Source organism: Aeromonas popoffii, assembly GCF_000820025.1.
Taxonomy (GTDB): domain Bacteria; phylum Pseudomonadota; class Gammaproteobacteria; order Enterobacterales; family Aeromonadaceae; genus Aeromonas; species Aeromonas popoffii.
This window is the reverse complement of the sequence record NZ_CDBI01000088.1, coordinates 19,854-43,265: the sequence shown is the minus strand read 5'-3', so window position 1 is coordinate 43,265 and position 23,412 is coordinate 19,854. Positions and strand designations below refer to the sequence as shown.

Below are 23,412 nucleotides of genomic sequence, written 5' to 3'. Positions count from 1 at the left end.
CCTGCTGGTGAGCCTGCCTGATGGGAGTATAATGAAACCCACCAATCAGCTCCCATCTTGTTAACTGAAAACTCAACAAAATGTGATCGGGTAGACAGTTCGCTCTGCCCCAGAGAGATCCCCCCAAAGTGGCGTCGTGACTGAGGTCACCCCCAGGCAATCTTGCCCCGCCAGAGATATTGTTCGGTTCTGCCGTGCTGGCTGTATAGTTTTTGGTTAACCATTCCGGTAAAATCCGCGCCCTAAAAGAAGAGCCACCTAAGAGTGATTGAGCGATGTCCAACACAAAACAGGCCCCCAAAGTAGGATTCGTCTCCTTGGGTTGCCCCAAAAACCTGGTCGATTCAGAACGCATCCTGACCCAGCTGCGTACCGAAGGGTACGACGTGGTGCCCAGCTATGACGATGCCGAGCTGGTCGTCGTCAACACCTGCGGCTTTATCGACAGCGCGGTGCAAGAGTCGCTGGAAGCGATCGGCGAAGCACTGGCCGAGAACGGCAAGGTAATCGTCACCGGTTGCCTCGGCGCCAAAGAGAACCAGATCCGCGAAATCCACCCCAAGGTGCTCGAGATCACCGGCCCCCACGCCTACGAAGAGGTGTTGGGTCACGTCCACAAATATGTGGAGAAGCCCACTCACAACCCCTTCACCAGTCTGGTGCCGGCCCACGGCGTCAAGCTGACCCCGCGCCACTACGCCTATCTGAAGATTTCCGAAGGCTGCAACCACCGCTGCACCTTCTGCATCATCCCCTCCATGCGCGGGGATCTGGTGAGCCGCCCCATTGGCGACGTGCTGGCCGAAGCCAAGCGCCTGAAAGAGGCGGGCGTCAAAGAGATACTGGTGATCTCCCAGGACACCTCCGCCTACGGCGTCGATGTGAAGCACCGCACCGGTTTCTACGACGGCATGCCGGTCAAGACCAGCATGGTGGCCCTGTGCGAAGAGCTGGCCAAGCTCGACATCTGGGTACGCCTGCACTACGTCTACCCCTACCCGCACGTGGATGACGTCATCCCGCTGATGCGCGATGGCAAGGTGCTGCCCTACCTCGACATCCCGCTGCAACACGCCAGCCCGCGCATCCTGAAACTGATGAAGCGCCCCGGTACTGTCGAGCGCACCCTGGAGCGGATCCAGAAGTGGCGCGAGATATGCCCCGAGATCACCCTGCGCTCCACCTTCATCGTCGGCTTCCCCGGCGAGACCGAAGAAGAGTTCCAGATGCTGCTGGACTTCATCGACAAGGCGGAGCTGGACAGGGTCGGCTGCTTCAAATACAGCCCGGTCGAAGGCGCCAAAGCCAACGAGCTGCCGGATCCGGTACCGGAAGAGGTTCAGGAAGAGCGCTTCCAGCGTTTCATGGAGCTGCAACAGCAGGTCTCCATCCGCAAGCTGGCCCGCAAGGTTGGCAAAGAGATGCTGGTGTTGATCGACGAGGTGGACGAAGAGGGTGCCACCGGTCGCTCCGCCGCCGATGCCCCCGAGATCGACGGTCTGGTCTACCTCAACGGTGAAACCGGCCTCAAACCCGGCGATCTGGTCAAGGTTCGCATCGATGAAGCGGACGAATACGACCTGTGGGCCAGCCTGGTAGGCTAAGCCCGCAGTCGGTGACGGCGCCTGCCCGGCAAGCGTCGCTAAAAAGCCAGTCAGTGACCCTGACTGGCTTTTTTATTGATCGCACGAAATGGTTATGCGCGCTGAACCGGGGCGCAAACTGCTGCGCCTGGCGTCACCCTGCCCGCGCGCTTTTTCAACGACATATACCCCACCTAACCAATATTCGTACTCGGGAAATATCGCCATTTCATGGTTCTTGAGCTCGGCAGCCCCCACCTATTCACCGGCAAGGCGGCTCACTCCCACTGTTTTCCCATAAAAAAACCTGCTCCGAAGAGCAGGTTTTGCATGTCATTGGATTAGCTTCAGGTCGCTCAGGCGACGCGCGCCCGACCCTGTATCACATCCCCCCAGGCAGACTGCACCAGGCTGTTGGCCTGGCTGTCGAGGCGATTGATCAGTCCCATGTCGCCCGCTTCGGGCGCGAAGCTGCTCATGGCCTGGATCAGGCTGTCGACCGCATGGTGCGAGAGCGCCGTGTAGGCGCGCTCGCCCTCTGCCTGCTGTTCGCCAAGGCCTATGACCAGCTGGGCCCGGTTGTCAGCGAAGTAGTTGCTGAAGGTGGCGCAGCCCAGTTGCTCGAACTTGCCCTGCTCGCTCGCCCCGTCGGTGTGACGGTTGACCAGCAGTTGCAAATCGTAGCCGCTGCGCTTGAACCAGAGATCCCGCCAGCTGACGTCGTTAAAGACGATGAAATCCTCCTTGCCGATGTCCTGCACCAGGTTTTCTATCACCTCGCCACTGAACACGAAGCTGTCAACGCCGGTGCCGCCACTGAAGCGGTTCTGATAACCGCCCAGCACCAGCAGATCATCGCCGTCGCCGCCATCGAGCTGACTGAACTTGGCGACCCGGTCGGCGATCAGTCGATCCCGGCCGTCACCACCCCGGATGGTGGCGTGATAACCCATCAGCTTGACCTGATTGTTGCCATGCTCCGCCAGCAGGCGGTTGTGGTTGCCAAACACAATGGCAACGTCATCCCCCTCACCCAGCCGGATCTGGTTGTGATGGCCTATGGTCACCGCAAAGTCCTGATCCGCACCGGCATCGATCTGGTTGTAGTTACCGGAGGTGACCAGATAGTCCTGGCCTGCGCCCCCTTCCACTATCCCCTCTTCACCGAAGATAAAGACCTGATCGTTGCCATCGCCCATGAAGGCGCGGTTGACACGGCCAGCCAGCACGGCGACATCGTCACCCTGCCCGCCAAACATCATGTTCTCCCGTCCCATCATGATGCCTGTGTCCTGACCGGCACCGCCGGTGAAGATATTGGAGGTACCGGTGGCATAGAAGACATCGTCCCCGCGCCCACCCCAGAAGTTGTTGTTGTCGCCGAGGTAGGCCCCCAGATCCTTGCCGTCTCCCCCCCAGTTGAAGTTGTAGTTGCCAAGGGAGACGTGCATGTCGCCATCCCCCTGCAGGTGACCACTGCTGCGCAGGAAGTCGAAGGTCTGCTCCTCCATGTTGAGCAAGTCCGCCGTCAGGTTCTGCTTGAGGTTGCTGGCCAGCGCCTTGATCTCCGCCTGCTTGTCGCCGTTGAACAAGGTTGCAAACAGGTTCGGCAGGTTCAGGGCATTGAAACCGAACGCCTTCTCCTGTGTGGCGGCCGGCTGGGTAGCGGCCTTGGCTTGGCCCTCCCCTTGCTGCACCGTCACCTCACCGGGTTTGGCCTCCTCGGGCGCCGACGCCTGCAAGCCGTGGGTGCGGGCAAAGTCGCCGAGGGCATCTGTCCCCATATCCAGCCCGGCCTTGAGGCTGTCGAGCCACTTGGCAGGATCGGTCAGGCTCTTGAGCTGATCACCACCAAATTCGGCGATGACCCCCAGCATCTCCTGCAATAGCGCAGGCGCATCGATGGCCGCGCCATCGCGCGCCACCAGCTGGCCCCGGGCGTTGTAATCCACCCCGAAAATATCCGCCAGCGTGGTGTCGGCACCGACCCCGGCCAGTCGGCCCAGCAGCCGGTTTTGCAACTGGCGCGGCAGATCGGTCGGAGTGAAGGTAAAGGTGGTCTTGGCCTGCCCGGTCGACGTGAACTCCTGGGTCAGGATCCCGAACAGGGAGCCCAGGTTGGTGTCCAGAATCGCCTGGATATTGTCACCAAACACAAAGTTCCAGTTGCCCGTGGTGACCTGGATATCGGCCCCCTGCCCGGCAACTGCGAAGTTGAACGCCAGCTTCTCGTTGGCCTGGCGCAGCTTGTCCGCCCGGCTCAGAGGTCCCTGTTCGCCCTGACCACCGCCAGAAATGCGCTTGTTGAACGCCTTGTTGAGGGTCGCCTCCAGATCGCTCTTGAGGCCGCGACTGCTGCGCTCATGGTCGCTATCGAGCGCAGTGAGCGAGCCGTACTTGACGCTGCTGGTCTGATCCAGCCCGGCCATGTCCGCCACGAACTTGTCAGCCCCGGCCAGGGTCCACTGCTCCCACTGGCTGACAACCCAGTCCGGCTGGGAGCCATCACCGGCAATCTGCTGCAGGGCACCGGCGATGCGGGCCGCCCCGCCAAAGGGGTTGACCATGGGCGGCGTGGGGATGGATTTCTCCAGCATCACGATGAGATCGTTGCTGCGCCCCAGGTTGAAGCTGACGTTGCGTTGACCCACGAACAGCTGGGCCCCCTCCAGAGCCCGGTAACCGGCAATGTCCAGGCTGTGTTTGCTGTCGCCATCCCCGATGTGCACCATGACGTTGTTGTCGCCGAAGGCCAGCGACTTCATGCCCCCCGTACCCACTTTGACACCCAGGTTGCTGGTGCCCCAGTTGATGGCGGTGAACTCGCCATCCCCCACATTGACCTGAATATTGCCGGAGTAGCTGACGGCATTGTCGGTCCTTTCCGCAGCAGGCTCGGACTGATGCTGTTTTTCGGGGGCGACGAAGGTTTCGTCGTTGTCGGCGATGGCACCACGGGCGCGGCGCTCGCCGTCACCCCGGCCCACCTTGGCCAGATCGATATCCCCTTCGGCCACGCCGCCGCGCACCAGCTCGGTGTGCACCACAGGCTCGCCGGCTTCGTTAAGGGTCAGCACCACCTTGTTGCCAGCCACCTTGCGGGCCCAGACATCATCTTCACCACGGGTGTGCTTGCGACCAGCCAGATCGACCGCCACCTCACTGCTGCGGGCCGATACCTGGGCGTTGATCCCCTCATTTTTCAATGCCTTGATGAAGCGACTCGCAAAGCCGGTCTGCTGATCGTCGCTCACCAGGGAGCAACCCACCAGACTGACGTAGCTCGGCTTGCTCGCCACCCCCGCCTCTTGCAGGCGATCGCCAAACCGGCGCAGACGCCCGGCCAGCTCATCGGCACTGTAGCCACTGAGTCGGCTGTTGTTCTGCTCGTCACCGTCGCGACCGTGACCCACCACCTGCCAGCGAATATTGCCAGCCAGCTGCGCAGGATCGCCATACACCAGCCGATAGTTGCCATCCGCATCCAACTGCATCACCACGCTGTGGTCGGGGTGCTTGCCCGCCAGACTGGCCGCCGCTTTGGCGGCAACCGGATCATCTTCGGTCTGGATGATGATCTGGCCATCGAAGCGGGTCTCCCCCCCCTGGCGGACCGGTGTCACCTCAGGCTGCTGCCACTGGGTAACCTGCTGGTTGCGTACCGGCTGATCCACACCGTCCAGGCCCGCCAAAGGCGTCCATTTCCTGGCGACATCGCCGTACTCGACCCGCTGGCGGGTGTCATCCTCCTGCAGGTGCAAGCGGTTATCCGCATCCACCTTCAGGGCGGGCAGCCCCAGACGGTGGGTAATACCGGGCACAAAGCCTTCGATCCCCTTGTGGGAAGCCAGGTGCGCGCTGCCGTAGATGGCGACGAACTTCTCGCCAGCCGGCAACTTGCCCAACACGTCGACTGCGACGTTGTTGGCCGCCCCGGCGCGATACATGAGGCCGTGCTCAGTCCCGGCAATCGCGGGTCTTGCCGTGCTGCCATCGTCCAGCGCCACAATCCTCAGCCCTTTCTCACGCGCTCGCTCGAACAGGGAGAGATCCAGATGCTTGGTTTTCAGCATGGTTGCCAGCTCGGGGGACATCTCTCCCCCCGCCAGATAGCGGTCGATCAGCGGCTGTGCCAGCTCACCGCGCAGGTGCTCCAGACCGATAACGGTCACCCCCTGCGCCTTGAGGGCATCCATCTGCTCGTTGACGAAGCGCAAACCATTCACGTCACTGCCATGGGTTTCCCCGATCAGCAGGCCGTTACGGTTCTCCAGCAGGCGTGACAGCTGCCCCGCCAGCGTGCTCTCCTGTGCCACCTGATCGTGCAGATCCCGCAGGGCATTCCCGGCATAGCGGGCATCCCAGGCCGCCACATCGGTCTGCTTGCTGCTGTGATAGATATTCTCAACCTGCTCGAGGCGGCGTGACTCCAGCTCGCCGAGATAGCGGCGGTCGGCAAACTGGTCCAGCATGATCATCTCGGCAGAGAGCTCGGAGCCGGGCGCAGCCTGCTTGGCTGCCTCCTTGATGAAGTAGACAGTCATCTGGGCAGACTGATCCCCCGTCATGTCCTGCAACTCCTGATAGGAGTAGCCCAGATGCAGCACCTTGCCGGTCTCGTCCAGCACGGCCTTGCTCAGCAGCCCCTTCGACTGGGCGTCTGCCAGCCACTTCTTCAGCTCGTCATACTGCTCGCCGAGCACGACATGGAAGCTGGCATCAAACGGCAGATCCGCAGGCGCCTGCCCCTGGTATCCCCCCTTGACCGCCAGATAGGGATCTTCTGCCGCCCAGCGCAGCAACATCTGGGTGAGACCCGGATGTTTGCCATTCGCCTCCTCGGCAGCCTTGCCGATGACAAGGGCCGCCAGATCGGGGCGACGCTTGGCCAGTGCCGCGACATCGGCTTGCAGTGACGCCAGCTCACCGCGATAGAGACCGTCGTTGAGCTGGCTCTGCAACTGGCTCAGCGCCGGGTTTCTGCCAGAGCTCTCGTGCCTGGCCAGATAGCCGTCGATCAGGTTGTTCAACCGCAATGCAGCCTCCACCTGCGCCTGCCCGGTCGCACTGTGCAACACGGTGAGCTGATCCAGGATCCCCTGATAAGATTCGCCAATCGGCTTGGCAAACACCTGGGCGGCTTTTTTCAACTCATCCGGGCTGTAGACGTCGGTAAACAGGCTGGTTGCCCGCTCTTGCTTCACCCCTTTGCCCGGCTGCCCCGTCATCGGGCTCTCATCAAACACCGGCAACTGCAGGATCTCCTGCAGCGTGATCTTGTTGGCAAGATCCTTCGACGGCTTGAAGCGGGCAAGCGCATCCCCGTTCATCTCGGTCACCCGGGAGAACAGCGGCTTGCCATCCGCTCCCGGCGTCAGGTGGTAGCCCTTCGCCATGTCGAGCCCCTCCTTGCCAAAGAAGCGGGTCATGTAACGACTGAATTTCTCGGCGGAGGAGAACTCGACTATGCCCACATTGGGATCGTAGAAACCGTAGACCCGGCCCGACTCACCCTGCTTGGACCAGGCGGCCATGGCGTGGCCCGGCGCATCCAGCTCCAGCAGCACGGGGGCGGCATTCCCTTTGGCGGTCAGCTTGCCGAGCACACTATCGAGCGAGATGGCACTCTTGCCTTCCCACTTATCCTTGACGATGTCGTACTTGATGCTGCGCAGGCTGTCGTAGTTGTAGGACGCAGGCGTGTTGTTGTGGATCTCTGCCAGACTGCCCACCAGCTTGCGGGCGTTGTCCAGCTCGGCGGCCGAGTAGCGATCCGGATTGTTGATGACGGCGGCCGCAGAGTAGAGCTTCTCCATCATGCGCCGCGCCAGATCCGGCTGCCCCTCGCTCTCCAGCTGCTTGGCGACCAGCACCAGCTTGGAGAGGGGATCGCAGCGACCGCCGAAGCCGTCATCCGCCAGGTTCAGCAGCAGCAACTGGGGAGCCAGGTGCTCCCTTGCCAGCGGATCTGCGCCCCCTTGCGAGGCCACGTCACGGAACAGGCGGTTGAACTGTTCAACCTTGGGCTTGATGGTGCTCTTGAGCGCCCGGTTCTCGATCTCCCAGGCGAGCGCCCCCTGCTGCTGTGGCGTCAGGGTCGGCTGAGTGAACAGATCGACCAGCTGGGTCATGCTCATGTCGGGCTGGAAGCCGTCAACCACCTTGCCAGCCAGCCCCTGCTGGTAACCCGCGAGGAACGCCTTGGTGGTACGTATGTCCTTGGCCACGCCGTTGCTGCCCACTTGCGGGGCGAGCGCCTCCTGGTAGCGCTTGAGATCGCGCTTGATGCCATCGATGCCCTTGAGCGACGCCTCGGCACCCGCCTCTGACTGACTGCGGTTGAACAGATCGCCGACTATCTGCTCGGCGTACTGGCCCATCAGCCGGTTGCTGGCCAGATGTCCATAGAAGGTCTGCTCACCGCTAACCTGATACCCGGCCACGGCCAGCTTGGCCCGCAGTTTTTCACCCTCGCTACCAAGCCCTTCGTTGTCGGTCAGCAGCATGATGGGCGTGCTCTTGGGCAGGCCGTCGAGGTTTTTCTCAACCGAGAAGCGCCCGTTGACCGCCTTGGCGATCGCCCCGACCAGACCGCCCGGATTGGGCAGCTCATGGGCCCTGATCGCCTTGCTCATGCTGGGCATGGGGCGATCGAGCAAGAGCCCCCCCACCGGCTTGCCCTGCTCGGCGGCATAACGGGCCAGATCGGCGGCGATGGGGCCGCCCATGGAGTAGCCGTGGATCAGGATCTTGTCCGGTGCCACACCCCGCTCTTCCACCAGATAGCGGAACATGGTGCGGGCATCCTGATAGACCCCCTGTTCGCTGGGGCCGCCATCGCTGGCCCCGTAGCCGCGCAGGTTGACTGCCAGCATGTCGATGCCCTGCTTCTGGTAATGACTGCGAACGGCATCGGCCTGCTCCTCGGCAGAAGAGCCCGAGCCGTGCAGGAACAGCACCACCTCGGGACTGGCGCCAGGCTGGTTTTTCTGCCCCTGACCGTCACGAGAGGCGCCCTTGTGCAGATAACCCGACAGACGGCCAGCCTCCCCTTGGAGGGTCACTTGTGCAGCCTCCCCCTTGCTCACCGCATGGTCGAGCAACTGCCGGGTCATCTCATCCACCTGACGTCGCTCATCCCGAGTGCCATACAGGTTGTCATTGAGAAACCGGGTCAGAGGGTTGAGTGACTGCCTGTCTACCGGTGCCGAGCCGTCGCTCTCCATAGAGACGGGCTTGCCGGATGATGCGGGTTCAACCACCTCGACCGGGGCAGTGACCTTGCGCGGCGACCCGAGTGCGGCCAGCTCAGCCAGCTCAGCCAGCTGCGCCGAGTGGGCGTGTTGCTGATAAAAATCGAGGGTGCGGCCAAAGGCACGATCGAGGGCATCCTGCACCGCCGCCTTGCCGGCATCCCCCGCCAGCATCACCAGATCCCGGTAGTTGGCGGTGTAGCTCTCCAGCACCTGCTTGAGCGCATCCCCGCTCGCCTGCAACGCCTGATAGACCGCCAGACTCTCGTTCACCGAGTGGCCGCCATCGAATACCAGAAAAGCAAGGGTGTTGAGGTAGGCCTGACTCGGGGAGTAGCCCGGCTCTTTCGCCGCCAGGTAGTTGTTCAGGTGCACCATGATGTTGGTGGAACCGGAGGCCCCGGTCACCACGGGCAAGCCTTTGTCCAGCGCGTTGCGCTCGAAGGTGGTCTCTTTGCCCGGCGTCAGTATGCGGCCATCGGCCACGCTGCGCCCGCTCAGGAAGTCGTCGTACTTTTCCCCGGCAGGCTGGTAGTGCAGACCCGTGCCGTAGTCACTGGTGGTGCGATCCGGCAAGTCGACTTGCAGCAAACCGTCCTTGGCAGAGGCGATCTCGGTGCTGGTCGAGCGCGCCTTGGTAATGACGTTGCTATAGAAGTGATCCCCCTCTCTCTTCCAGTCGGCCATGTCCATGCCGAGCTCGGGATGGGTGGCCATCTTCACCGCCAGGAAGGGCACCTTGATGACATCGAAGCCGTTGTCGACCCGGGTCATCATCTGCTTGAAGGTGGCCAGATTCGGCTCGGCCAGAAAATCGGTCAGGCTGGGCACCCGGCTGAACCAGGGACGGGTCTCCTTCTTGATGGCCTCGGCGAATGCCGCCATCTTCTTGTCGATGCGCTGGCTCTGGGTGGCCTCGTCCAGCTGCAGTGTCTGGATCCAGTCGCCAAACTCCTTCACCAGCCTGGCGCCCAGTTGCGCAGAGGTATCGATCGCCGCCTGCGACGGTGAGGTCACCAGCGCATGGGCAATCTCAGAGTCGAAACGACGGCCAAACAGGTTGTCTATGTACTGGCCGGTCGTTTTGCTCTTGTTCGCATCGGCCAGCAAGGCTTGTGCCAGTACCTGCAGCTGCGGCTGATCGCCCAGCGTCTTGCTGGCGGTCTCAAACAAGGCAATGGTGCGAGGACCATTCACCTCGCCAGAGAACCAGATCGCCTTGACCTCGTCGGCCAGCAAGCGGGTTTGCGGCGTGTCGAACTGACCCAGCTGATGGGCAAACGCGATCAGACTGTCATGTTCGGTACGGGGCGCCTGCCGCTCGGCGTTGGAGTTGGTGTCGGTGAGCGGACGAATGCTGAGCTCGGTCACCCGGGCGATGTCGGTGGCACTCAACTCCCCCACAGCGCCGGTGATCCGGCCTATGCCGTCGAACAGCAGCTGATGTTCAAAGCGGGCTGTCTGCTCCGGCGGCAGTGCCAGACCATACACACCGGCAGCCTTGGCCCTGAAGGCGAAGGTGTGGCTCTGCAAGGAGGCAACCTCGAAGCGCAGCGCCGTCACCAGCTCACCGCGCTGGGCAAACTCTTTGGGGTCACGAGCCTGCCACTGGGACAGGCTTTGCTCCAACAGCCCCAGATTCGCCTCCGATGGCTGTTGCTGCACCCGTACCACGGCCTCGCGTACCGCCTTGAGTCGCTCGCTTGGCAAGTCGGTCGAGAGCTTGCCCAGCTGGCGACGGGTGGAGTCGATGAAGTCGTTGTCTTCGCGCTTGAGCAGCTCGAAGGCAAAACCGGCGGTCTCGGGGACAGCCACGGCCGGGCCTCGCACCGGGCTCCCCAGCCCGGCCAGGGAGACCCCGGACAGGCCCAACTCGGCGCTGCGGCGCGAAGACGCATGGCTCGCCGGCACAGTAGTGGTGTCCGCCTCGCGCTCACCGACCATGCCGGGCAGGGTGATGGCGGGCGTGCCATGAGCCCGAAGCCCGGCATTGATCTGGAGGCGATTGACGGCAGCCAAGGCGCCATCGAGCGCGGATTGCTCCTGTTCACTCACGCCATTGGCGGCATCGATGGCCGATGGCTGGGCGCTGGCGGAAGCATCGGTCGACAAGCCGGTGGCATTCGGCACATCAAGCTCACCGGCCTGCGGCAGACGGGGTGCCGCAATCGGACTCTGGCCGTTATTCACTTCCTGATGGCTCGGCTTGTCGCAGCTTTGTTTCAGGCTTGCCGCATTCTGCCTGGCTTGTGTTGCCTGCTGACTGGCCTGGCTGCTCGCCTGCTCGCCTGCGGCCTGCGCCTTGCTGGCGCTCGACTCGCCCTCTTGCTGCCGCTGCCGGGCATCGGCATCGCGGGTCAGGGCATCGAGACGACGCTGCTCGGCCTGCTCGGTCCGGCTTTGCCCCTGCGCCCGGGCCTCGCCCTGCAACTGCTCGCTGCGCTGCTGGCCAGATTTGGACTGGGCCAGGGCGGCATCGACCTGCTGGCTCTGCTGCTCACGGCGGGATCTGGCATCCGCGATCGCCTCACCTGCCGTGCCACTGGCCTTTTCCAGGTCGCCTTGTAGATCGGTTAGCAAGCGGTCGGCAAAACCATGGCGCCAGTGCTGGCCGGACGGGATGGTGGCCGCTTCGGGCTGCTTGAGCGGTTCAAACTGACGGGCCAGGGTGTCGAGCTGGGCCGTGATGTCGCGCGCTTCTGCCTCGATGGCGGTACGCTGCGCCTGACCATTCGTTGCCAGCTTGCCCTCGTCGGTGGCGTCCAACTGGGCCTGAGCGCCCGAGATGGCAGCGAGCTGCTGCGCTTTCTCCTGCTCCAGCCGCTGTTTGTCGGCATCGGCACTCGCCCGATCGGCTTGGGCCCGGGCAGCGTTGCCATCTTCCACCAGCTGCGCGCTAACCTGGCCGATCTCGGCCTTGCCAGCCGCCGTGGCGACCACGTTGTCGAGCAGGTAGCCAAAGCCGTTGTTTTCCCCCGTGCCGCTAAACGCCAGGGTATTGCTGCCCGCGCGAGCAGTCAGGGTCAACTGTTTGTTCTGCCAGCTGTCGGCGTCGCCCGTGCTGGCAAACACCCGCTCGCCGTTCCACAGCACCTCGATGCCGTGCTGCAGCGAGATGTTGGCCCGACGGGCAAAATCGAAGTTCAGAGTGACAGTCTCGCCCGCCTTTAGGCCGACAAGATCCTGGGAAATTTGGGTGTTTCGGTCGGTAGAGAGTTCGCTGACGCGAGCGCCGTGCCCCTCGGTAGCCAACCCGTAGGCGGTGGCGGAATGCTCTGCTTCGATCCCCTCACCGGCATGCTGCCAGCCGTGGGCGCCCTGTTCGAAATCGCCGTTGACGATGAGGTTTTCGCCGCCTCTGGCCAGGCCTTGCTCATCGAGCTGCAACCCCTTGTCCATGGCTTGCTCATCCCGCTCGCCAGTCTGGCTCACCTGGCCGGTCAGGCCGCTCGCCAGCGAGGATTTCACCTCGCCAATCTCATCCAGACCAAAGCCGCTCAGGGCCTGTACATCCCCCAAACTGGCCGCTGGTGGCGCCTTGAGCGGGCCCTCTTCATCGCCCTGTACCAGATAGTTGATAGCCTGGTTGCCTGCCGCACCGAGCAGGGTCTGCTTGATGTTGTCAAACAGGGTGCCGAGCTTGTTGCTGCTGGTGTTGCTGCTGGCGAGGGCCAGGCTGTAGAAGTCGCCATTGCCTATCTTGATGGCCACGTTGTGGCGGGCATAGGCCGCAGTGACGTCGAGCCCGTCGCCAATCTGGACATTGGCATTACCCTTGCCCTTCATGACCGCGACGTTGAGCCCATCCCCCACCTTGGTGTTGAGGTTGTAATCACCCCAGGCCAGGTTGATGGAGCTGCCATCGCCGACCTTGATGTTGTTGTTGAACTTGCCGTAGGCGGCGGTGACGCTCAGGCCATCCCCCACTGTGGTGGTCTGGTTGAGCTCCCCCTTGGCGAGGGTAACCTGAATGCCGTCGCCCACCCGGGTGACGACGTTGGCCTTGCCGAGCAGCGCCTGATAGCTCTCGCCGTCCCCCACCTGGGTGACTATGTTCGCCTCCCCCTTGGCCAGCACGACCTGACGGCCATCCCCCACCTTGGTGATGATGTTGGCGCGGCCCCAGGCACCGGTGTAACTGTCACCGTCGCCAACCTGGGTGACCAGGTTGGCTTCCCCTTGCAGCACCGCCAGCTCGCGGCCATCGCCGACCTTGGTCAGCACGTTGGCGTGGCCCTTGGCGAAGCTGTAACGGTCACCGTCACCGACCTGGGTCAGCAGGTTCGCCTCCCCCCAGGCCCCCTGCACCACCAGGCCGTCACCCACCTTGGTGATCAAGTTTGCCCGGCCCTTGGCCAGGCCTATGGTGCTGCCAGCGCCGACATGGGTCATGACATTGCCCACCTCGGAGATGAGCAGGCCCACAGTGGTGCCGTCACCAATCTTGGTCAGCAGATTGCCCTTGCCCCACAACACGGCGGCCGTGGTGCCATTGCCCACGTGGGTCAACACGTTGGCATCGGCCTTGGCGAGGACGCCGAGGAAGTCACCCCCGACCTTGGTGATGATGTTCGCCTTGCCCAGCGCCAGTACCCCGGTCAGACCGCTGCCCACATGGGTCACTATGTTGGCCTTGCCAAACAGGGCCGCCAGGGTGGTGCCATCGCCCACTTTGGTCATCACGTTCAGCTCACCGGCGAACAGCCCCAGGCTGGTGCCGTTGCCGATGTGGCTGTAGACGTTGGCCTTGCCAATCATCAGCGCGGCGGTCAGGCCATCCCCCACCTTGGTCATCAGGTTCGCCTGCCCCAACATGGCAGCAAAGGTCTCGCCCCGGCCGACATGGGTGAAGACATTGGCATTGCCCACCATGGCGGCCAGCGTCATGCCGTTGCCCACCTTGGTCGCCAGGTTGCCCTGGGCCAGCATCAGGGCGACGGTCAGGCCGTCACCGACATGGGTGAAGACGTTGGCCTTGGCCACCATCAGCGCCAGGGCATTGCCATCCCCCACCTTGGTGAAGACGTTGGCCACCCCGCCCATCAGTGCCCAGGCGTCGCCTTTGCCTATCTGGGTAAACAGGTTGCCCGCGCCTATCATGGCGGCAATGGCCGTGCCGTCGCCCACCTTGGTGAACAGGTTGCCAGCGGCCCCCATGACCCCCAGGGTTACGCCATCGCCGACATGGGTCAGCACGTTGCCCGCCCCCAGCATCACAGCAGAGAGATCGCCGTCACCGACCCGGGTCAGCACGTTGGCGGCCCCCAGCAGCAGCGCCTGGGTATCACCCCGGCCAATCTGGGTCAGCACATTCACGCCGCCCCCCAGAATGGCCTGCACCTTGCCGTTGCCCTGCTTGGTGAGCACGTTGGCGCCCCCCAGCAACACGGCGCGGGTATCGGCTGCCTCGTCCCCCTGGCTGATGTGGGTCAGCACATTGGCGCCCCCCAACAGTCCGGCGGTCAGCTGGCCAGCACCCAGCTTGGTCAGCACGTTGGCGCCGCCGACCAGCATGGCATCAAGCTGCCCCTCACCGACCTGGGTCAGCACGTTTGCCCCACCGCCGGCCAGCCAGAGACCATTGCCATCGCCGAGCTGGGTGTGGGTGTTGTAGCCGCCCAGCATCACGACCTGGCTGTCGCCACGTCCCTGCTGCACCGAGATGTTGCCATAGGCCAGCAGGCGGGCCAGGTACTCCCCGTCCCCGCTGCGTACCAGCACGTTGGCCGCACCGGCGGCATAGACATCCATCTTCCCCTGCGCACCCTGATGCACCAGTACGTTGGCAAGGCCGGCACCACGGAACACCAGATCGCCACGCTGACCGCGTTTGATCAGCACGTTGGCCGCCCCGGCGCCATTGAAGTGGATGTTGCCCTCGGTCACGTCGGACTCGATGAGGTTGCCGGCACCGGCACCGTCGAAGAAGATGTCCCCCTTGCTGTTGCCGCCGTCTTGCTGACGGGGCAGCAACAGCTGGCTGGAGAACTCCCGGGTGGCAGGCAGACGATCCGATACCGCAGTCACAGTATCGAGTTGATAGTGCACCTCGCTCAGGGAGTAGCTCCCCTTGCCCATGGAGGTAAAGCCGGTGCGCTCAGAGATGACCTGATTGGCCAACCCTGCCAGATGGTTTCCCTCCTTGTACCAGGCCTTGGACAGATACTTGAGCGCCCCTGTCTCCTGGTCATTGGCAAGCTCCACCACCACTATCTTGGTGTAGGGGCCAAGCTGCTTGGCAAACACATAGGTGTTGGCCTGCACTTGGGATGTGATCGCGCTCACATCGACCTTGGTGCCATCTTCAAAAATGGCGTAGCCACTCATCTTGGCGCTGGAGAGCGTCACGTCGGCGGCCGCCACGTTCACGCCACCGCCGTAGTTGATCCAGCTGTTTTCGGTCAGATCCGCTTCCACCGCATCCAGCTTGATGCGCTGGCGCCGCTCAAACACCAGATCGCTCAGCCGGTAGGCGCCATCGGTTTGGGTCGAGATGAAGCCGTGGTGATCGTCAATCTGCTGGCTGGCAAGCCCTTCGAGCTGGTTACCCTCCTTGTACCAGGAGGTGGAGAGATAGCGCAGGGCACCGTGCTCGCCCTCATTGGAGAGCGTGATCCGGTTGACCTTGGTATACATGCCGTCGAAGAAGGCAAACAGGTAGGTATTGGGTTGCAGGCTGGACTTGATGGCCGTGACGGCGTGGGACTGGTTGATCCAGCTGCCGCCCATGGTGGCCGTGGTCAGCACAATCTCGTCAGCGCGGGCGCCGGCAAAAGGAGAGCTGTCGCTGCCCGCCCCCTGGCGGGAGAGGTGGTTGCATCCCCCGGCCCCCTTGAAGTGAATGTTACCCTCGGCGACATCGGACAGCAGCCGGTTGTAACCCCCACCGCCGATGAAACGGATGTCGCCACGGGTCTGCAGATAGGTATCATGCTCATGGCGCAGACGGGAGATCTCGTTCCAGCCGCCGGCGCCGTTGAAGATGACATCTCCCTCGCGTCCCTTGCGAAACACCTTGTTGTAGGCCCCGGCCCCGTTCAGGGATAGGTTGCCGGATTCCACCTGGGAGCTGATGATATTGGCCGCGCCGGCGCCATGGAAGCTGATGTTGCCGCGCGATCCCTGATACTGGCTGTGCCAGGTACGATCTATCTGGTTGGCCGCCCCGGCACCGCTGAAGGTCACATCGCCCCTGTCTGTCTGGTGCCAGAGCTTGTTGTAACCGCCGGCCCCCTCAAAACTCACGTTGCCACTGATCCCCTTGCGGGTCAGGAAGTTGGCAAAGGCCGCCCCCTGATAGCGGATGTCGCCCTCGCGCCCCTGGTGATCAATGTTGGTGCCGCCGCTGGCACCGGCAAAATGGATATTGCCCGACTCGGACTTGCTGATGTCCGCATAGCCCGCTGCCCCCTTGACGGTCAGATTGCCGGATTCGTCGACCACCTTGAGGTAGGCGGCGCCGCCGTACACGCTGTCATTCCCCGTGCCGGTATAGACGGTGGCGCCAATAGAGCCGATTTTGATCGTATCGTCACCGCCATAGGCACGGATGACGCCGCCAAAGCCAACGGCATCGATGTCATTATTGCCATCATCTGCCGTGTAATTACCGGTAAAGAAGTACTCAATACTTCTCCATACACTCTGTCCCATGTATTAACTCATTATGATTAAATGGAAAACCACTGCACCCTGCGCACACAATGACCACGTTCGGCATGAACATGACCACGCACGGTACAGACCCGCTGCCCTTTCCATGGCAAAAATATCCGGCGACGCAGATCGCTCACCACGGCACGGGCATGTCCGTAAGGCGCTATCATCTCTGGAATAAAAATATGGTTGCCGGATTGCCAATCCTCACGGATCAGCTCCCGCTCGGCGGCCAGCAAGGTGTCACGAATGGATAAAGAGACAAACGCCCAGTTGCAAAATGCAACCGGGCGTCCTTGTGCGTCTTCATAATAGCTGAACTGGTTCAATTCAAAGGCAGGCAATATTCGCTGCTGCCACTCGGCGACGGAATAACGCCGGTGCAGGGAGGAGTGCTGACTCAGCAGTATAACTCCCCCCAACATATGTTGATTTTGTTGCCAGTTCGGTTCCGTTGATTGCAATACCAAGCTCATTGGATCCCCAACCGGAACATTATTTTTTCTTGCGCGGCGCGGCCTGTGCTGTGGCAGCCGGTGCGGCTTGCGGCTCGTCAGCGGGGGCTGACGGGATCAGGCCTGCGGCGATCAAATTGTCAAACTCGGCGGCCATACGCGGATCTTCAAGCATATTTTTTATCATTGAAACCATATACATAAAGCCAGCTGCAGGCATATGGACCGTCTGTTTCAGCATCAGCTCGTTGTCGCTTTCAGCCATGACACCTTGCGCCATCTTCAGCGGATCTTGTCCGACGAAATAGAGCGAGAAGATCCCCTTGTTATAGTTGACGCTGGATACTGTCTGTACAAACTGCTCTGTCATATAAATTCCATTATCAATAAACATAACGACAAAAAAAAAAGAAAAGAATGTCCCCATGTAAAATAACATGAGGTTAACATTTTGCTTTTCACTATATTTACCATATTTGAAATCATTCTCAGGTTCAATTAAACAATGACCTGAAAACAGAATTAAAATGTCAACACAAATATCAACTCAATCATTAAGGTTAATGTCTTGGTATTATGTAATAAGTTATTAGCTGAGTGGGTGCGGCCATTTTTATCATGCAGGCTATCAGTCAAGATAATATTTGACAGTGAAAAAATGACTCGTTAGTATGCGCGCCCTGCCTGCAACAGGCCACCTTACCCCATATAAACAGGAGGGGTGTCACAGCGGCATACGGATATATTATGACGGCGAGCGAAGAGTCTGTTTTAGCGTGTCTCAATATTATTATCGGGATGCAGGGTTGTCCCTCTAAAGATATAGCACCCACGCCAGACGATACCTTTGACAATATTGTCGATACGCTGCAACAACAGACAGGGTCCCGCATTCGTCAGCGTCATATCCCCCCTCGCAAACTCGATAAACTGACCCTGCCGGTGGTACTGCTGAGCCCCTCTGGCGAGGCGTTTGTGCTGGCCCAGCGCCAGGGTGGACAGGCGCTGATCCTGGATCCGGCAGTCGGCAAGCCGCAAGTCATAGCACAAGACGCCCTGCTGGCACGCTGGGGTGGCCGCCTGCTCGAGGTCGGCAAACGGCAGGGACGCTTCGACATCCGCTGGTTCATCCCCGCCTTCTTGCAGCAAAAACGCCTGCTCGGCGAGATATTGCTGTTCTCGCTGGTGTTGCAGATCCTGGCGCTCATCTCCCCGCTCTTCTTTCAGGTGGTGATGGACAAGGTGCTGGTACACCAGGCCTGGGCGACCCTGGATGTGCTGGTGTTCGGGCTGCTGATCACGGCCCTGGTGGAGGTCTGCCTGCGCGGATTGCGGGAATATCAGTATGCCCACACCGCCAACCGGATCGATATCCAGCTCGGTCTGCGCATGGTGCAGCACCTGTTTGCCCTGCCGCTGCTCTATTTCAAGCGTCGCCAGGTGGGCGCCATTGTGACCCGGGTGCAGGAGCTCAACACCATCCGCGAATTCCTGACCGGCACCCTGTTCACCCTGACGGTGGACGTGCTGTTCATGTTTGTCTTCCTGGCCGTCATGGCCAGTCTCTCCGGCATGCTGACCCTGGTGATCCTGCTCTCGGTACCTGCCTATGTGCTGATCGCCTGGTGGATCACGCCGCGCATGCAGCAGGCGGTCGAGCAGCAGTTTGGCCATGCGGCCACCAACACCGCCTTCTTGAACGAGACGGTCGCCGGGGCAGAGACCCTGAAAAGCCTGGCGCTGGAGCCGCGTTTCGTGCGGCGCTGGGATGAGCAGACCCGCCAGATGGTGGAGGCTGGCTACCGGGTACAGCAACTCAACAATGCCTCCCAGCACGGGGTCATGTGGCTGCAAAAATTGGTGACAGTCGGCGTGCTCTGGCTCGGTGCCAGCGAGGTGATCGCGCTGCAACTCACCATAGGCCAGCTCATCGCCTTCAACATGATGGCCAGCCACGTGGCACAGCCGCTATCGCGTCTGGTCGAGCTGTGGGGTCAGTTCATACAGACCCGGATCGCGGTAGACAAACTCGGTGACATGCTCAACCTCCCCCCGGAACATCAGCGCGATGGGGATGGCCGCATCCACGCAGGCGCCATAGTGCTGGAGCGGGTGCATTTTCGCTATCAACCGGATGCCCCCCTCATCATCAACGATCTCTCCCTCGCCATCGCCCCTGGCGAGACGCTGGGCATTGTCGGCGGCTCAGGCTCGGGCAAGAGCACCCTGGCCCGTCTGCTGCTACGGCTCTATCAGCCGGAGCTGGGGCAGATCCTCATCGATGGTCAGCCCATCCAGCGGATCCCCCTTGCCCACCTGCGCCAGCAGATGGGGGTGGTGTTGCAGGAAAACCACCTGTTCAACAAGTCGGTGCGCGACAACATAGCCCAGTCGGTGCCCCACGCCAGCCTGGACAACATCATACGGGCCGCAACCCTGGCAGGCGCCCATGAGTTCATTTTGCGACTGCCCCTTGGCTACGACACAGTGCTGGCGGAAGGGGGCAGTTCGCTGTCGGGCGGTCAACGCCAACGGCTGGCCATTGCCCGTACCCTGCTGGCAGACCCCAGGATCCTCATCTTCGACGAGGCCACCAGCGCCCTGGATGACGAGTCCCAGGCGCGGATCCAGCACAACATGCGCCACATCGCCAGCGGCCGCACCGTCATCACCATTGCCCACCGCCTCTCCACCGTGCGCCATTGCGACCGCATCCTGGTATTGCAGCGCGGCAAGATAGTGGAGCAGGGCGACCACGCCAGCCTGCTGGCACTGGGGCAGCACTACGCCAGGCTGTGGCAGCTACAACAGGACTTGCACGAGGAGACCCCATGAATCTGCGCACCTGGCTGAGCCGCTTGCGCCAACCCGGTCCGGCCCGGCAGCAGGAGACCCACTACGGCTTCCTGCCCGCCCATCTGGCGCTGGCCGAGACGCCGCCCTCCCCCTTTGCCCGCATCACGGCGCTCACCCTGAGCGCCGGTGTGCTGCTCACCCTGCTCTGGACCTGCTGGGGCCAGCTCGATATCCAGGCCACCGCCAGCGGGCGTCTGCTGGTCTTTGGCCGCAGCCAGATTATCCAGTCCTACGAACAGGCCAGGGTGCTCACCATTCACGTGGAAGACGGCCAGGCGGTCGCTGCCAACGCGCCGCTGCTGACCCTCAACACCCTGGGGGTGAGCCAGGACCTGAGCCGGTTGCGTGAGCAACAAGCGTTCCAGTATCAGACCCTGATCCGTTATCAGGCGCTCTATGGCAACCAAGCCGTCACCCAGCACCCCGACTACACCAAACTCACCCTGGCGCAGCAGCAAGCGCTGGCGGAGAACCACCAGAGCGAGCTGCACGAGTACCGGAGCACCCTCAACAACCTGCGGGCCGAGCTTGGGGTCAATCAGGCCAATCAGGCCGCCCGACGGGGAGACATGGCCTCCCTCACGACCCTGCTGGCCAACATCCGGCCCCGCCTGCAAGCGCGCCGGACCCTGAGCCAGTCCCAGGCCATCTCACGGGTGGAATATCTGGAGCAGGAGAAAGAGCTGTTGGAAACCCAGCGCCAGCTCGCCCAGCAACGGGCCGAACTCGAGGTACTGCAATCCCAGCAGCAGAGCCTGCAGGAGCGGCTGGCCGGTTTCAAGGCGCAGAAACAGCGGGAGTGGATCGAGAAACGCCAGCAGGCCCAGCTGCAACTGACCGCCATCGAGCAGGAGCTCGCCAAGCTGAGCGAGCGGGAGCATCTGGAGGTCATTCGCGCCCCGGTGGCGGGCACAGTGCAGCAGCTGGCCATTCACACCCAGGGCGCCGTGGTACAACCGGCCCAGCAGTTGCTGGTCATAGTCCCCAATGAGGGAGTCCAGTACGCCGAGGTGAAGATCCTCAACAAGGACATCGGCTTCGTGCACCAAGGGCAGACAGTCAGCATCAAGGTGGATGCCTTCCCCTATACCCGTTACGGCACCATAGATGGCGAGCTGGTCAGCGTGTCGCGCGATGCCACCACGGATGAGCAGCTGGGGCTGGTCTTTCCCGCCAGGGTCAAGCTGAGCCGGGGCGAGATGCAGATAGACAATCAGCCGGTACGGCTCACCCCGGGCATGTCGGTGGTGGCAGAGGTCAAGACGGATAGGCGCCGGGTGATCGACTACCTGCTGAGCCCGATCCGTGAATACCAGGCCGAGGCACTGCGGGAGCGATGACCATGACGCACGCTTTACCGGCCTGCGAGGCCTCCGTGAACGACCCTGCACCCATCGCCAATGGCGCCCTGGACGCCCTCGCCCATGCCGCCCATCAGCTGATGATGGCGGCGGATGCCGGGCAACTGGCCCACGCCATGGGGTGCGATCTGACGCCAGAAGATCTGACGGTGCGCGAGGCCGCCGCCCGGCTCGGCCTGCGCAGCGCCCTGTCACAGGGGCCGGGTTGCCCGCTGGCGGCACTGCCACTGCCGGCTCTGCTCAAACGGGAGGGACGCTGGTTCACGATCACCGCAATAGCACAGGACGGCTGGCAGCTGTTTGATCCTGCGACTGGCGCCAGCAGCCTGCAACCGCTACCTAGCCCGACGCAGGCGGCGCAGTGGCACTATCTGTTGCTGGCCCAGCAGGATCTCACCCCGGCCGAGGTCAAGTTCGGGCTGGGCTGGTTCAGCCCGGCGGTACTGCGCCAGCAGAAGCAGGTACGGGACGTCTTCTGCTTCGCCATCGTGCTGCAGCTCATTGCCCTCGCCAGCCCGCTGCTGTTTGAGAACATCATCGACAAGGTGCTGGTGGGGCGCAGCCTCGGCAGCCTGCAAGTGCTTGCCCTGGCCATGCTGGCACTGGCCTGCGCCGAGCCGCTCTACAGCTTTCTGCGCGGCCAGGTGTTCGGCCATCTGGCCAATCAGGTCAACGCCGAGCTGTCCGGCAAGCTCTATCGCCATCTGGTCGGCCTGCCCATCGACTATTTCAAGGCGCGCCAGACCGGCCAGATCATCGCCCGGGTCAAGGAGATGGCCCAGATCCGCCAGTTCCTCACCGGCTCCACCCTGATGCTGGTGCTGGATCTGGTGTTCATCCTGCTGTTTGTCGGCGTCATGTTCCATTACGCCCCCGTCTTGACCGGCTGCGTGCTGGGTTCCTTGCTCGTCTATTTTCTGCTGTGGCTGCTGATTGGCCCTCTGGTGCGCAAGCGGGTCGAGGCCGAGTATCAGGCGGATGCCGATGCCACCAGCTTCCTGACTGAGGCTGTCACCGGCATCGAAACCATCAAGACCACGGCCACGGAACCACGTTTTTATCAGGAGTGGCAGCGTCTGCTGGCACGCCAGCTACGGCGCGGTTTTCAGGCCAGAAAGGTGGGGCTTGCCGCGGGTCAGGGCATCGATCTGGTGCAAAAGATCACCGCTGCCCTGCTGCTCTGGCTCGGGGTTGGCGAGGTACTGAACGGTCGGCTGAGCCCGGGTGAGCTGGTGGCCTTCAACATGCTGGCAGGCCACGTCACCCAGCCGGTATTGCGGCTGGCTCAGGTGTGGCAGGACTTTCAACACACCCTGATCGCCCTGCGCCGGGTGGGGGACATACTCGACGAGACGCCCGAACACGGCAATGGCGGTCTCGCCTCCGTCCCCGCCCTTGAGGGGGCCATCGAATTTCGCCATATCCGCTTTCGCTACCAGCCGGATGCCCCCGAGGTGCTGGCCAATCTCTCCCTCTCCATCGAGCCCGGGCAGTTCATCGGCATCACGGGCCCTTCCGGCTGTGGCAAGAGCACCCTCACCCGCCTGCTGCAACGGCTCTACGTGCCCCAGCACGGCCAGGTGCTGGTCGACAACATGGATCTCGCCATCGCCGACCCCGTCTCATTGCGCCGCAACATGAGCGTGGTGCTGCAGGAGAGCATTCTGTTTTGTGGCTCGATCGGCGACAACATCCGCATCTGTCGCCCCGATGCCAGCCAGGCCGAGGTGGAACAGGCGGCGCAGCTGGCCGGCGCGCTCGGCTTTATTCGCGAGCTGCCCGAGGGCTTTGGGCAGCAGGTGGGCGAGAAGGGCGCCCGCCTCTCTGGCGGACAACGCCAGCGCATCGCCCTAGCCCGCGCCCTGCTGGCCAACCCCAGGATACTGCTGCTCGACGAGGCCACCTCGGCCCTCGACTACGAATCCGAGGCGGCCATCATGGCCAACATGGCGGCCATTCGCCAGGGCCGCACCCTGATCAGCATCGCTCACCGCCTCAACACCCTGCGCAACGCCGACCGCATCCTGGTGATGGACGAGGGGCAGATAGTGGAGTCAGGCAGCCACGAGGCGCTGCTGGCACGACCGGGACTCTATGCCCGGCTGTGGCACCAGCAGACCGGGGAAGAGGCGGAGCACCCAAAGGTCCTCACCCCTTGATGATTAACCAGCGAATAAAAATGCCCTGATTCAGTCCCGATACAGGCACTCCTGATAGGATCCGGATTGACTCTCCCCGGCATAAACCC

The 23,412-nt window shown here is 62.3% G+C and carries 7 protein-coding genes; 4 read left to right on the top strand and 3 right to left on the bottom strand.

Annotated features, from left to right (window positions below; translation table 11 throughout):
• The first annotated feature begins 275 nt into the window (after positions 1 to 275).
• Entirely contained in the window at positions 276 to 1,604 is a 1,329-nt protein-coding gene (gene rimO / locus BN1129_RS18810) for a 30S ribosomal protein S12 methylthiotransferase RimO (protein ID WP_042038615.1), read from the top strand.
• A gap of 335 nt (positions 1,605 to 1,939) precedes the next feature.
• On the opposite strand, the gene rtxA is transcribed toward rimO, so the two are convergent.
• The 3 genes from rtxA to rtxH are packed head-to-tail and all read right to left on the bottom strand — an operon-like array spanning position 1,940 to position 17,341.
• Entirely contained in the window at positions 1,940 to 16,489 is a 14,550-nt protein-coding gene (gene rtxA / locus BN1129_RS18805; RefSeq protein WP_042038614.1) for an MARTX multifunctional-autoprocessing repeats-in-toxin holotoxin RtxA, read from the bottom strand.
• Positions 16,490 to 16,506: 17 nt separating this feature from the next.
• Positions 16,507 to 16,968, bottom strand: coding sequence for an RTX toxin-activating lysine-acyltransferase RtxC (gene rtxC / locus BN1129_RS22815; RefSeq protein ID WP_084204700.1), 462 nt, complete (start codon positions 16,966 to 16,968; stop codon positions 16,507 to 16,509).
• Positions 16,969 to 16,987: 19 nt separating this feature from the next.
• The gene (gene rtxH, locus BN1129_RS18795; protein ID WP_456497083.1) at positions 16,988 to 17,341 is read right to left on the bottom strand and encodes a protein RtxH; all 354 of its coding nucleotides are present in this window, start codon (positions 17,339 to 17,341) and stop codon (positions 16,988 to 16,990) included.
• A gap of 353 nt (positions 17,342 to 17,694) precedes the next feature.
• On the opposite strand from rtxH, the gene BN1129_RS18790 reads away from it, so the two are divergent.
• The 3 genes from BN1129_RS18790 to BN1129_RS18780 are packed head-to-tail and all read left to right on the top strand — an operon-like array spanning position 17,695 to position 23,323.
• The gene (locus BN1129_RS18790) at positions 17,695 to 19,782 is read left to right on the top strand and encodes a peptidase domain-containing ABC transporter (RefSeq protein WP_042038611.1); all 2,088 of its coding nucleotides are present in this window, start codon (positions 17,695 to 17,697) and stop codon (positions 19,780 to 19,782) included.
• Complete coding sequence (locus BN1129_RS18785; protein ID WP_042038610.1) at positions 19,779 to 21,143, top strand: HlyD family type I secretion periplasmic adaptor subunit; 1,365 nt, start codon at positions 19,779 to 19,781, stop codon at positions 21,141 to 21,143. The genes BN1129_RS18790 and BN1129_RS18785 overlap by 4 nt, the downstream gene beginning before the upstream one ends.
• 2 nt (positions 21,144 to 21,145) lie before the next feature.
• Positions 21,146 to 23,323: a type I secretion system permease/ATPase gene (locus BN1129_RS18780; protein WP_084204697.1), complete on the top strand. Its 2,178-nt coding sequence runs from the start codon at positions 21,146 to 21,148 to the stop codon at positions 23,321 to 23,323.
• The last annotated feature ends 89 nt before the right edge of the window (positions 23,324 to 23,412 follow it).